At 51.3% G+C, this 13425-nt stretch carries 11 protein-coding genes; 4 read left to right on the top strand and 7 right to left on the bottom strand.

Annotation, left to right across the window (positions count from 1 at the left end; all coding sequences use genetic code 11):
* Position 1: 1 nt before the first annotated feature.
* Positions 2 to 853 carry a DegV family protein gene (locus QYE77_RS00920; protein WP_315623360.1) on the top strand — a complete coding sequence of 284 codons (852 nt, stop codon included), beginning with the start codon at positions 2 to 4 and terminating at the stop codon, positions 851 to 853.
* 45 nt (positions 854 to 898) lie between these two features.
* Here the strand turns inward: QYE77_RS00920 and QYE77_RS00915 are convergent, their stop codons facing one another.
* Positions 899 to 2077: an aminotransferase class I/II-fold pyridoxal phosphate-dependent enzyme gene (locus QYE77_RS00915; RefSeq protein ID WP_315623358.1), complete on the bottom strand. Its 1179-nt coding sequence runs from the start codon at positions 2075 to 2077 to the stop codon at positions 899 to 901.
* A gap of 203 nt (positions 2078 to 2280) precedes the next feature.
* Between QYE77_RS00915 and QYE77_RS00910 the strand changes: the two genes are divergently transcribed.
* Together QYE77_RS00910 and QYE77_RS00905 are read left to right on the top strand one after the other, a co-directional pair.
* Positions 2281 to 3180: an ROK family protein gene (locus tag QYE77_RS00910; RefSeq protein WP_315623356.1), complete on the top strand. Its 900-nt coding sequence runs from the start codon at positions 2281 to 2283 to the stop codon at positions 3178 to 3180.
* A gap of 33 nt (positions 3181 to 3213) precedes the next feature.
* Positions 3214 to 4215: a hypothetical protein gene (locus tag QYE77_RS00905; protein ID WP_315623354.1), complete on the top strand. Its 1002-nt coding sequence runs from the start codon at positions 3214 to 3216 to the stop codon at positions 4213 to 4215.
* Positions 4216 to 4272: 57 nt separating this feature from the next.
* On the opposite strand, the gene QYE77_RS00900 is transcribed toward QYE77_RS00905, so the two are convergent.
* From QYE77_RS00900 to QYE77_RS00875, 6 genes are all read right to left on the bottom strand, one after another.
* On the bottom strand, positions 4273 to 7056 hold the full coding sequence (locus tag QYE77_RS00900) for a bifunctional transaldolase/phosoglucose isomerase (protein ID WP_315623353.1): 2784 nt from the start codon (positions 7054 to 7056) through the stop codon (positions 4273 to 4275).
* 21 nt (positions 7057 to 7077) lie between these two features.
* On the bottom strand, positions 7078 to 7533 hold the full coding sequence (gene rpiB / locus QYE77_RS00895) for a ribose 5-phosphate isomerase B (RefSeq protein ID WP_315623351.1): 456 nt from the start codon (positions 7531 to 7533) through the stop codon (positions 7078 to 7080).
* 15 nt (positions 7534 to 7548) lie between these two features.
* The gene (tkt, locus tag QYE77_RS00890) at positions 7549 to 9564 is read right to left on the bottom strand and encodes a transketolase (protein WP_315623349.1); all 2016 of its coding nucleotides are present in this window, start codon (positions 9562 to 9564) and stop codon (positions 7549 to 7551) included.
* A gap of 137 nt (positions 9565 to 9701) precedes the next feature.
* Positions 9702 to 12134 (bottom strand): heavy metal translocating P-type ATPase, encoded by a 2433-nt coding sequence (locus tag QYE77_RS00885; RefSeq protein ID WP_315623347.1) that lies wholly within the window; start codon positions 12132 to 12134, stop codon positions 9702 to 9704.
* Between the two features lie 63 nt (positions 12135 to 12197).
* The gene (locus QYE77_RS00880) at positions 12198 to 12407 is read right to left on the bottom strand and encodes a heavy-metal-associated domain-containing protein (protein ID WP_315623345.1); all 210 of its coding nucleotides are present in this window, start codon (positions 12405 to 12407) and stop codon (positions 12198 to 12200) included.
* Between the two features lie 5 nt (positions 12408 to 12412).
* Complete coding sequence (locus QYE77_RS00875; protein ID WP_315623343.1) at positions 12413 to 12694, bottom strand: metal-sensitive transcriptional regulator; 282 nt, start codon at positions 12692 to 12694, stop codon at positions 12413 to 12415.
* A 179-nt stretch (positions 12695 to 12873) separates the two neighbouring features.
* Here QYE77_RS00875 and QYE77_RS00870 point away from each other — a divergent pair, with 179 nt between their 5' ends.
* On the top strand, positions 12874 to 13425 hold the full coding sequence (locus tag QYE77_RS00870; RefSeq protein ID WP_315623341.1) for a TlpA family protein disulfide reductase: 552 nt from the start codon (positions 12874 to 12876) through the stop codon (positions 13423 to 13425).

Here is a 13425-nt window from a genome sequence, read left to right as displayed (position 1 = left end):
TATGGTGGATATTGTAACCGACAGTTGTGCTGATCTGAGCCCCGAATTAATTTCTAGGTTTAATATCCGGGTGCTTCCCCTGCAAGTCTTTATAGATAACCGTACCATACCTGATGGCTCAATTTCTCCACAAGAACTCTTTAATCTGGTATCGAAAACCGGAGAACTCCCAAAAACCTCTGCCCCTTCGATTAAGGAATTTTTGGAATTTTTTGAGCCCGCAGATGAGATTATTTATATTGGGATTTCCTCAAAACTCTCAGCGACACTACCCAATGGGATTTTAGCCGCTCACCAACTACCTCAAAAACGCATTCACATAATTGACTCCAAAAATCTTTCAACCGGTATTGGGCTACTGGTTCTTAAAGCGGCGGAACTGCGCAATCAGGGCTGGACAGCCGACGATATAGTCCGAGAGATTCAGGCTACGGTGCCTCGCGTCCATACCTCCTTTGTCATAGAGACCATGGAATACCTCTACAAAGGCGGACGCTGTACAGCCTTGCAGGCCATTGTAGGCAGTGTATTGAAGATTCGCCCCATTATCGAGGTACGCCCTGATGGCACCCTTGGCGTCAAGGCTAAAATCCGCGGAACGCGTCGGAAAGCCTTAGATTCCATGCTTGAAGATTTTCGCTCTCACCTGCCTTACCTAGATTCTCATCGCGTGTTTGTAACTCATACCGGGTGTGATGAGGATGCCAATTACCTGGCCAAGGCAGTTCAGTCTATGGCCCCAATTGAAGAAATCTGTATCACCCAAGCCGGAGCGACCATTTCCAGTCATTGTGGTCCCGATACTATCGGTATTCTTTTCATTGCCGACCCTCACTTAACAACCGAGGCGTAGGAAACCCCTACGCCTCCTTATCGTTTGTGTCAATTGGGCAACGACTCAAATTAACCCAACCATTTTTCCAACTCTGTAGAAAATTTCTAAAACCCGGTCCAACTGCTCATCCGTGTGTGTCGCCATATAACTGGTGCGCAATAACTGCATTCCTGGTGGAACCGCCGGACTGATGACCGGATTGACAAAGACTCCATTTTCAAATAGCAAACGCCACGTGAGAAACGTTTTTTCATCATCCCCTATAATAATAGGAACGATTGGGGATTGAGAATTACCGATATTGAATCCCATTTCGCGGAACGCATTCCGCATGCGTTCACCAATTTTATTGACTCGCTCAATCCGCTCGGGCTCTTCACGCATAATGCGTAAAGCCGTTAAGGCCGCTATCGCATTAGAGGCCGGAATGCTGGCGCTAAATATGAGTGCGCGCGCATGGTGCTTGACATAGTGAATGACCTGCTCATCACCCGCCACAAAGCCCCCCAATGAAGCAAAGGACTTACTGAAAGTTGACATGATCAAATCCACTTCATCGGTTACTCCAAAGTGTGCCGCTGTACCACGTCCGCCGCCCAAAACTCCCATGCCATGGGCATCATCCACCATAACTCGCGCACCATACTTGCGTGCAACTGCCACAATATCAGGCAAGGGAGCTATGTCTCCTCCCATGCTGAACAAGCCATCAACTACGATTAATTTACCGCTTTCTTCGGGAAGGGAGCGAAGAACGCGCTCTAAATGCTCAACATCATTATGGCGGAAGCGTTCAATTTTCCCAAATCCCAAACGCGCGCCATCAACGATACTGGCATGGTCATCTTTATCCAGAATCACCACATCATTGCGGCCAACCAAAGCGCTGATTGTGCCCAGGTTGGTTTGCATACCGGTAGAAAATACCAATGCGGCTTCTTTTCCCACCCAATCGGCTAACTCACGCTCAAGTTGTTCATGCAATGCCAAGGTGCCGTTGAGAAAACGCGATCCGGTGCAACTGGTGCCAAACCGTTCAATCGCCTCACATGCTGCTTTTTTCACCCGCGGGTCAGTTGTTAACCCCAGATAGTTATTTGACCCACACATGATCAGACGTTTACCTTCAAAGACGACTTCTGTCCCCTCATTTTCCGCCATTGGGATGAAATAAGGATAAATCCCCTGCTCAATGGCTTGCTTTGCAATCGTAAAGTCGTAACATTTGGCAAAAATATCCATGGATCCCTCACACTTTCTGCTTTGATTTTTATGATAAGATTGAAACAAGCCCTACCCTGAAAGGCAACTCGAATGCTCTCGTGCCTGGCTGGACAAGAGCTCCCCGCTGTTATACCAATAGTCCAACCTTTGGGGTTTATCCCTTCTCCCCATCCTTTACGGCAGGCAATTCTCTCATCCAATCTCTTTAGATGAGGTGATCTATGCCCCTTTTCGGTGGTATCGAAGCCGGTGGCACCAAATTCATTTGTGCAGTAGGTTCCGGCCCCGACGAACTCCTAGCACAAGCGCGCTTCCCCACCACAACCCCCGAAGAAACGCTCACCCGCGCTGCTGAATTCTTCAACCAATTTATGGTTCAAACCCAAACCCGTCTCCATGGCATTGGAATTGCCAGTTTTGGCCCCTTAGACCTTGATCCCCACTCACCCACGTATGGATTTATTACCTCCACGCCTAAACCTGGCTGGCAAAATGTCGCTATCCGAGATGTACTCCTTGCCCGTACCGGATGTCCGGTGGTCATTGATACCGACGTAAACGGCGCCGCATTAGCCGAAGGTATCTGGGGAAGTGCTACAGGACTTTCAGATTACGTTTATATTACCGTTGGCACTGGAATTGGGGGTGGTCTGATCGTTCAGGGACGTCCGTTTCACGGCCTATTACACCCTGAAATGGGGCACATACCCCTCCCTCACGATTTAACGAAAGATCCCTTTCCCGGCATTTGCCCTTTTCACGGCGATTGCTTTGAGGGTTTAGCCAGCGGCCCAGCCCTGCAAGCGCGCTTGGGACAAAATCCAGAAACCGTGCCCTCTAATCATCCCATTTGGGATCTGGAAGCAAACTATATTGCTTTGGCTTTACAAACCATTATTTGTGTCGTTTCTCCCCAACGGATAATCTTGGGGGGTGGGGTTATGCAGCAAACCCACCTCTTCCCCAGGATTCGAGACCTCACTCGCACCTTGTTAAATGGCTATATCCAGGCCAGGGCGCTCCTTGAAGAGACGGATTCTTACATCGTCCCCCCCAAATTGGGCAGTTTAACGGGCGTTCTAGGTGCGATTGCCTTAGCACAACAAGCGTCGGAAAACTAACCTTCCCAATCTGTGCTTCTCATCGAGGCGATAATGAATAAACCTGTACTCACCTTCTTTTGTGAACTTGAAAATAATCCTCTACAAAAATTGTTTGAAACTTCTGAACTCATACCCGAACTAAAGACTCTAAACGCTCACGTCAGTCTTGGCATCCTCGACCTGAGCCCTGAGCGTGCGGATATTGTCAGACGCTTAAACAGGGAAAATATTCCGGTTCATGCATGGCTCTTGCTTCCTAAAGATCAGGGGTATTGGTTTAATTTAGATAATGTTGACCAAGCCTACCAACGTTACGAGCAATTCCAGGCCTGGAGCCGGGAATACGATTTGCAGTGGGAAGCGATTGGATTGGATATCGAACCCGATTACCGCGTCATCGAATATCTTCGGCATGGTACCTGGTACGGGGCATGGTACCTCGCTCGGCAAGCCTTCAATCGTCGGCGCGGCAGTTACGGGCGCCAAGCCTACCAACTGCTCGTTAACCGCATCCACCGTGATGGTTACCAAGTGGAATCGTATCAAATTCCCCTGATTGTTGATGAACGTCGTGCCCACTCGTCGCTAATTCAACGTTTATTGGGGATCGTGGATTTAACCGTTGACCGTGAAGTCCTTATGCTTTATTCCAGTTTCGTTCGGCCTATGGGAGATGGTTATTTATGGAGTTATGCCTTTGACGCTCAAGCCATTGGGGTTGGCAGTACTGGTGGGGGAGTAGATTTAGAAGGTGTAGCCAATACTAGGCCCCTCAGTTGGGCAGAGTTACAACGTGATCTCTTACTGGCTTATCAACACACGAATTACATTTACATCTTCAGCCTTGAAGGCTGCGTGCACCAGGGGTTTCTTCCCTTGATTCGCGAAATGGACTGGCAACAAAAGCCTGCGCTTCCGCTACGAGCCGCTGAAAAAATCGAGCACTGGCGGCGGTGGGGACGACGAGCCCTTTGGGGGCTTTCGCACCCCTGGGTGTTTTTTATCGCGGTGTTTATTCTTCAGGCATTGCTTTCAAGAAGCCGCCGGAAATAGCCCCGAACCCGTGGGCTCTCCTCGTAGTAATCGCTTTAACTCACACGATTGTTTATCTCATAAGATATTCTCAATGAATGGGGTCTTAGAATGAAGATAGAGCACACGGCGTCCACGCGACTTTAATGCCTCAAAGTCACCCATCGCCTGGGCCCGTTCTAACGTCCCAAAGCGTAGTGATTGGCCAGGAATGTCCAAATCAGTTTCGGGCTCACGTGTGATTTGAATAAATAGTCCCCGGTTCGGTCCACCCTTATGCAATTGCCCCGTTGAGTGTAAGAATCGCGGTCCAAAGCCCAGAGTTGTGGCACAGTGTGTCATTTCAAGGATTCTCCGCCGTAGAGCCTGTAATCGCTCCAGCATCTGAGCATTGCGGGGCAAGTAGGCATTGATTGCGATGTAATCCCCCGGCTCTGCTCGGGAGATCCATTGTTCGATTAACTCTGCTAGCTCCGAACCCTCTATCCCCGTATCCTGAGAGGTAAAGACTGCAACACGTTCATCTTCCCAACACGGCGATTCGGAAGGCAACTTCCCTTGGTTTTGAAAAGCAGCCAGCAAGGCTCGTGCGCGGATTTTACTATCTTCAACATCCGGTTGGTCAAAGGCATTTATGCGTAAAAATGCACAGGCAATGGCGATCGCTACTTCCCACCGATACATTTCGGCACCAAGATCATATACATCTTCCAAGCGCAGAGTGATCACTGGATGACCAGCGGCTAATAAAGCGCTTGCTCTTTCTTCCTTTGCCCCACTAAGGTGAAAATACACAAACAGCCGATCTTGGCCATAATCTTTAGGGTCTATCTCCGGCTCAAGATCCACCGGAATAATTCCCCGCCCTTCTTTGCCGCTCGATTCGGCTACCAATTGCTCCAACCACGCTCCTAAGGGCAATAATTCAGGATCGGCAAGGAAGGTCAATTTATCCCGCCCTTGAGCGGCTGCCACACCCAATAGAACCCCCAACACCAAACCCGGATTGCGACCGGCGGGTTGGGTGGGTAAAGATTGCGCGAACATGCGGTCAGCCCGGGATAATAGGGTTTCGATATTCATTCCCAACAAAGTTGCCGGAAACAAGCCAAACACCGTCAACGCCGAATAACGGCCCCCTACATGGGGATCGCCATAAATGACTTCGCGAAAGCCACGCTCTTCGGCCAATTTGGCCAGCGGAGTCCCTGGGTCGGTAATAGCCACAAAATGACGTCCAGGGTTTGGTTCGCCTTGGGTTTTCACCCAGGTCCAGAAGTAATCCATCAAAGCGTGGACTTCAACCGTTGTTCCGGATTTGCTGGAAACGATGAACAGAGTTTCTTTCCATTCAAGATCACGTGCTACCGCAGAAATCTGATCAGGATCCGTACTATCGAGAACGGTAAGGCTCAAACCCGGCCATTGACCAAGTTGTCCTACCCCAAAAATCGAGGCAAACACCTCAGGGGCTAAGGATGATCCCCCCATCCCCAATAATACCGCTTGCCGATAGCCCTCTTGAGCGATTTGTTGAGCCAGGTTGAACCATGCAGAAACCAAAGGACGACTCTTTTGCGGGGCAATCAGCCACCCCAATCGTTGACGAATCTCGGCCTGCCCAGCAGCATTCTCAGTCCACAAACTGGCATCAGCCTCAAACAAGCGTTGGACGTAGCGCTCATGATCGGCCCGCTCAATTTGAGCCGGTAAGAGATGTGCCAACGGCCCTAATTCGGCAACCGCCACCGAGCGCCGTTCTTCAATAGTCTTCAACAAAGCATCAAAGGCATCGGCAAACGCCTTCACCCCTTCTTCTTCAAGTTCTTGGGTGACGCGTGCCATGGAAATGCCCAGGCGCTCAAGTGCTGAAATGACCTCTTTCTCAGCATTGACATCGGCACTCAGGGTCAAGGTCGCCTTCCCATGATCAGCGAACGCTGCCAGGGTTTGAGGGGGTACCGTGTTGACCGTTTGTGGCCCAATCAAGGCTTCTACATAGAGCACATCGCTATACGCAGGATTTTTAGTGCTCGTCGAAGCCCACAACGGGCGCTGCACTCGGGCACCGTGTTGCGCAAGAGCATGAAATCGCTCACTCTTAAATGCGTCTAAGAATTGAGCATAAGCCAGACGCGCATTTGCAATAGCCGCCTTACCTAATAACGAACGAGCCTGTTCAGCATCGGGGCCCTCTTGTCGAATAATTTCTTCCAATAACCTATCAACCTTCGTATCCACACGCGAGACAAAGAACGAGGCTACTGAGGCAATGCGGTCAATCGGCAATCCGGTTTCCAAACGGTCTTCCAATCCGCTCAAATACGCGTCAATGACCTGCGCATAGCGCTCCAGCGAGAAAATCAACGTCACATTGACGTTAATTCCTTCATATATCGCTCGACGGATGGCCGGTACTCCGGGCGCGGTGGCAGGAATCTTGATCATCAAGTTAGGTCGGGATACTAACGTCCAAAGGCGCTTTGCCTCTGCCACAGTACCTTCAGTATCATAGGCTAATGTGGGAGCAACTTCCAGACTGACATAGCCATCTTCGCCCTGGGTAGCCTCATAAACGGGCAGGAACAAGTCGGCCGCCTTCTGGATGTCTTCCACCGTCAGTTGATCATAAATTTGTAGCGCCGACCATCCTGCCCAAGCCATCGGCTGAATGGCGGAATCATAATCGTGGGAACGCGCAATTGCTTGATGAAAGATAGTCGGATTCGAGGTAACCCCTCGGATCAGCCCCTCAGCAATCATTCTGGCCAATTCACCGTTTTCCAGAAGCCGCCGCTGAATATTGTCATACCAAAGCGATTGACCCAACGCATGTAACTTTTGAATAGCCTCGTTGCCCATCTTTACCTCTCCCCAAACAACTTAACGACGTTTTGCCTCTTCCTCTAAGGCTTGTACCTTTTCAAAGCGACGTTGGTAGCGATCTTCACCCAAGAATTTGGCATTTAAAAAGGCGCGCACAATTTCCTTGGCTAACTCGGGACCAATAATCCGCCCACCTAGGCACAGCGCATTCATATTGTCATGTTCTACCCCTTGATGGGCAGAATAGGTATCATGGCAGACTCCGGCATAGACGCCGCGCATTTTATTCGCCGCAATGTTGACTCCAATGCCCGAAGCGCAGATCAGAATGGCTCTTTCTACCTCCCCGCGTTGAAGCGCCCGACCTGCTTTTTCTGCAAAATCCGGATAGTCCACTCGTTCCTCGCTGAAAACCCCAAAATCCACCACCTCATGCCCCAAGGAACGCACAGCCTCGATGACATGCGCTTTGAGAGGAAAACCTCCGTGATCACACGCAATGGCTACACGCATTTTAGCCTCCACTCCCTATTCACCAACGCCCAACAATCCATGGGCTTCACGCACAATTTCGCTTACCGTCAAACCAAACTGCTCATAGATTATTTTGTACGGTGCCGATGCCCCAAACCGGTTGATCCCCAGGATTCGTCCTTTGCTCCCTACCCAGCGCTCCCAACCCAAAGGGCGGGCCGCCTCCACGGCCAAGCGCCGCTCAACGGAGGGCGGCAACACCTCGTCCTGATAACCTGGTTCCTGCGCTTCAAATAACTCCCAACTCGGGAAGGACACCAAGCGGACATTATATCCCTCCGCCGCCAGGGCATATCCCGCTTCAACAATAAGGCTTACCTCCGAGCCGCTCGCCATGAGAATGATCTGCGGGCGCCCGCCCCCCAGATCAGCCAACACATACGCCCCACGGCGCAACCCACTGGCCGGGGCGAATACCGAACGATCCAACACCGGAATGGCCTGCCGGCTCAATACCAGTGCCGTTGGCCCATCCCGACGCTCAATCGCTACCTTCCACGCTTCACGCACCTCATTGGCATCAGCAGGGCGAATGACGACCAGATTGGGGATCGCCCGCAGAGAGGGTAACTGTTCAATGGGTTGATGGGTCGGCCCATCTTCACCCAAACCGATCGAATCGTGGGTAAAGATCCAGATGCTCCCGAGGTGTGAAAGGGCCGAAAGGCGGATCGCTGGTCGCATATAATCCGAAAAGACCAGGAAGGTCGCACCGAACGGGATAACGCCCCGATAGTAGGCCATTCCATTGACCACCGCCCCCATACCATGCTCACGTACCCCAAAATGGAGATAGCGCCCCAGCGGATTATCCGCCTGAAAGGCCGTGGTGCAGTTCATCCAGGTGTTGTTCGAAGGCGTCAGGTCAGCCGATCCACCCATCAATTCCGGCAGCCGTGTGGCCAAGACATTCAAGACTTTCCCCGAAGCTGCCCGTGTCGCCATCCCCTTCGAATCCGGGGCAAATTCCGGCAAGTCTTTGTCCCAATCGGTTGGTAAACGCCCCTGCATGCGCCGCTCAAACTCAGCCGCCAGGTCTGGATACGCCTGGCGATAGGCTTCAAACTGCTCTTGCCATGCCTTTTCGGCCATTTCTCCCTGTTCCACAGCTTGCCGGTAAAAAGCCAACACATCCTCGGGAATATAGAACATCGGCTCCAAGGGCCACCCCAGGCGTTCTTTAGCACTACGTAATTCTTCTTCACCCGGCGGTTCCCCATGGGCTTTGGCCGTACCCTGGCGCGTGGGTAAGCCGTACCCAATTTGGGTGCGGCAGATAATCAACGAGGGCCGCGGATCGGCTTTCGCCTCACGGATGGCGGCGTCAAGGGCAGCGACATTATTGCCATCCGCCACGTGTAACACTTGCCAGCCGTAGGCTTCAAATCGGCGCGCACGGTCTTCGGTAAAGGTCAGATCCGTTGAACCGTCAATCGAGATGCGGTTGTCATCATAAAGATAAATCAACTTGCCCAGCCGCAGGTGACCTGCTAGCGATGCGGCTTCGGACGCTACTCCTTCCATCAAGTCCCCATCCGTGACCAGGGCGTAGATATAGTGATCCACAATGTTAAACCCAGGGCGGTTGAATTCCGCTGCCAGATGGGCTTCAGCAATTGCCATACCGACCCCATTGGCAAAGCCCTGCCCTAAGGGACCGGTGGTCGTCTCTACGCCCGGGGTCAAGCCGTATTCGGGATGACCTGGGGTCTTACTCCCCCACTGACGAAAGCGCTTGAGTTCTTCTAAAGGCAGGTCGTAACCCGTCAAATGAAGCAAGGAATACAGCAAGGCACAGCCGTGTCCACCCGAAAGGATAAAGCGATCTCGATTCGGCCAATGGGGATTGCGCGGGCTATGCCTGAGGTGGCGCGTCCAGATAGTATAGGCAATCGCTGCAGCCCCCATCGGCAGACCCGGATGCCCTGAATTCGCGTTCTGCACTGCATCCGCCGAAAGAAAGCGCAGGGTATTAATTGCACGTGATTCAAATTCAGGTGTGACAATCATGGGATGTGCTCCTTGGGATGATGACAAGATAAGAGGCAACTCCTAATTGCCAAAATTCTACCATCAATCACACACCATCCTCAAAAAAAATAAAGGGCTTACACGTCTGTGCAAGCCCTTTATTTTCATCTGGATTTTCATATTATGTGCACACGCCGCAATCGTAGGCTATTGGTCACCACAAAAACACTGCTGAATGCCATGGCCAAAGCCGCCAGGATCGGATTTAGATAGCCCATCGCCGCCGCGGGAATGAGAATCACATTGTAGAAAAAGGCCCAAAAGAGGTTTTGGCGAATCGTGCGCAGTGTTTTTCGAGAAAGGAGAATCGCCCTTGCTACGCCGCGTAAATCACTCCCGATCAACGTGACCGGTGCCGTTGCCATGGCGATATCCGTGCCTGTGCCAATCGCAATCCCCACATCAGCCTGTGCCAAAGCAGGTGCGTCATTAATTCCATCCCCCACCATGGCCACAATATGCCCTTGTTGCTGTAATGATTTAACCGCATCGGCCTTGTGTTGGGGTAAAACCTCGGCGATAACTTCTTCGATACCCACCTGTGCCGCAATCGCCAAGGCTGTTGGACGCTGATCCCCCGTTAACATTATCACTCGTAAACCCAGATCACGCAGCGCACGCACTCCGTCGTAAGCCCCTTCCTGTAAGGTATCGGCAATCCCAATTACACCGCTGAGAACGCCATCCACGGCGACCAATACAGGCGTTTGAGCCTCTGCCTTAATTTTTTCCACAACCGACTCGAGCCCATCAAGAGAAAGCCCGCGCCGCTGAAACATTCCCGGACTTCCTATCATTACTCGGTGACCTTGGATTTCCGCTTCGACACCTTGCCCAATATCTGCCGTAAAACTAGCTGGACTTTCCAGTCGCAAACCACGCGCATTCGCTTCGGCTAAAATGGCTTCACCCAATGGGTGACCACTGACCTGTTCCACGCTGGCTGCTAACTGAAGAAGACGGTTTTCATCTTTACCTAAAGGGCTTTCTGGAGCAAGAAAAATTTGGGTAACCTGAGGTTGCCCTCGGGTTAGCGTTCCCGTCTTATCCAGAACGACCACATCAACCTGCCCGGCTCGCTCCAAGGCTTCGCTGTTGCGAAATAATATGCCCAGTTCTGCCCCTTTGCCAGTGCCAACCATGACCGCTGTAGGTGTCGCCAACCCCAGAGCACATGGGCAGGCGATCACCAATACCGCCACCATGTGGATCAAAGCGCGTGCAAATGTTGCATTTGGATCACCCGGAATGGGTACAAAGAAATACCAGATGCCAAATGTTATCACTGCGATCAAGATAACGAGAGGGACAAATACCGCCGCGATACGATCTGCCAAACGCTGGATGGGGGCTTTACTCGCTTGGGCTTCTTGCACCAAACGCACAATTTGGGCCAGAACGGTATCTTTTCCGATCCGTGTAGCCTCAAATCGCAGGAAACCTTGTTTATTGAGCGTCCCTCCAATCACGTTGTCCCCCGGTTTTTTTACCACTGGTAAAGACTCCCCCGTCAACATAGATTCATCTACCGTTGAATGTCCTTCGATAACCACCCCGTCCACCGGAATACGTTCACCTGGCCGCACCAGCACAATGTCGCCAATTTGAACCTCTTCAATAGGAATCTCGAGTTCATGTCCTTCCCGGAGGACGCGCGCCGTCCGGGATTGCAATCCCATTAATTTGCGAATAGCTTCCCCGGTCAACCCACGGGCGCGGGCTTCCAAATACTTGCCCAGCCGCACCAAAGTGATAATCACGGCCGCGGTTTCAAAATATACATGTCCTTTGAGCCATCCAAATACTACTGCCACCGAATAGAGATAAGCCACCGAGGACCCCATTGCGATTAAGACGTCCATATTGGCAGCCCCATTTCGCAAGGCTTTATACCCATTCCGATAATACTGCCAGCCCACATAAAATTGAACCGGGGTCGCCAGCGCCCATAGAAGCCAATCCAGTCTCGGAGAATGGGCCCACGTCAGCGGCAACATTCCCAAATCACGCCCCATGGCCAACAGGAAAAGGGGTAGAGTAAACGCCACCCCAATAACCAGCAAACGCTTTTGGTGCGCAACTTCCCTTCGGCGGGCTTCAGCCTCAGCGTCCTGAAACTCCCCCGTAGTTTCAACTATGTCGAAACCCGCCTGACGAATGATGTGGCGAATTTCCTGCTGACTGATCAAGGTGGGTATATAACGGATAATCACCTGCCGTGCCGGGTAAAGCACATGAACTTCGCGTACCCCAACCAATTGTGCTAAGGTGCGTTCCATACGGCGGGCATCGTTATCATCGCTCAATCCTTCAATCGGCCATTGAACGTCTGCAGTCGCAACACCATAACCAGCCCGTTCCACGCGTGCAACCAAATCCTCCCAGCGGGTTAGGGTTGGATCAAAGATCACAGTAGCGCGCTCCGAAGCAAGGTTGACAGCGACGTGGTTTACTCCTTTTTCTTTCTTCAAATTGCGTTCGATGGTGGCGACACAATTGGCACACGTCATTCCAGTGATGGGTAACACCACCTGTTGTGTTTTTTCCATAACAGCCTCCAGTAAGCAACCTCAGGGCGCTTTTCACGCCCCGAGGTTGTAAAGCCTCAAATCCTAAATCCTTTGGGGAGGATAATTTATCTCCTCGAGCAGTTTAGCAATGCTCTCCGGGGATGCCGGAGCTTCGTACTTGACGCGAACCTTTTTGCTCGTCACATCAGCCTCAACCCCTTGAACGCCATTCAATTCCTGCAATTCCATTTTGATGGTGTGAACACAGTGAGCACAGTGGATTGCTGGAACAAAAAATTCAACTTCTGCCATGAGATTTACCTCCGTTGGGAAAGATTAGTAGCGTTAAAGACCTCAACAATCTCTTTCAGGACGCGCTCCCGCTCCTGAGGATCTTCGCCCTGAATGGCCAAAGTAACACAGGAATGAAGGTGATCTTCCAAAATCATCGCGCTCACCTTATCTAAAGCAGCCTGCACCGCCTGAATTTGACGAATGATATCAATGCAATAAACACCTTCTTCCACCATGCGCTGAATTCCACGCAGGTGACCCTCGGCAGTTTTTAACCGGGTGATAACATCTGGGTTGCGTATCATAATTTACTCCCACCCCTCCCCGGTGGGAGGGGGTAATCATATTTTACCATATTACTCCAAATTTTCAAGACCCCAAGTCCGCAACCTCGTATCACCCCTTCAATTCTCGTTTGCAAACACATTAACCAATGCCGAACCTTCGCCTTGACAACCCCATAATTTACCCATAGCATTATGGTATGTTAGTTTGTCTACAAAAGCGGTGGAGATTTATTAGTGTTATTACTGCGCTTTTAAGCCTGCTGTGGCTGGGCTTCTCAACCTACTGGTTTCCTCCTCATAACGACCGGTACATGGCGCCCAAAACCGGATTTATTGCCCCCCATTTCGAACTCACCACACTCAACGGAGAGACTCTTGATCTTGCCCAAATCCAAGCCCAGGTTGTTATCCTCAATTTTTGGGCCACCTGGTGCCCGCCCTGCCGCGCCGAAATGCCCACATTCGAGCGCCTTAGTCATGAATTTGAACCAGACCAGGTACTCTTTATCGGCGTTAATGCGACTTTCCAAGACAATCTCTCCAACATCCATCAATTTATGAGAGAGAACAACATTACTTTCCCCGTTGTGCTCGATTTTGATGGAAAGGTGAGCCGCGCTTACCAAATTCAAGCCTTTCCCACAACGTTCTTATTAGCGCGTGACAAGAGCATTCGCAGTATGATGATCGGTGGTCCTGTTTTAGCCGCCTGGCTGCGCTCCGAAATTGAGCAAATCCTGCACCATTAG

Origin of the sequence: Thermanaerothrix solaris (assembly GCF_032334255.1) — a bacterium.
Lineage (GTDB): Bacteria > Chloroflexota > Anaerolineae > Anaerolineales > Anaerolineaceae > Thermanaerothrix > Thermanaerothrix solaris.
This window is presented reverse-complemented; position numbering and strand designations above follow the sequence as displayed.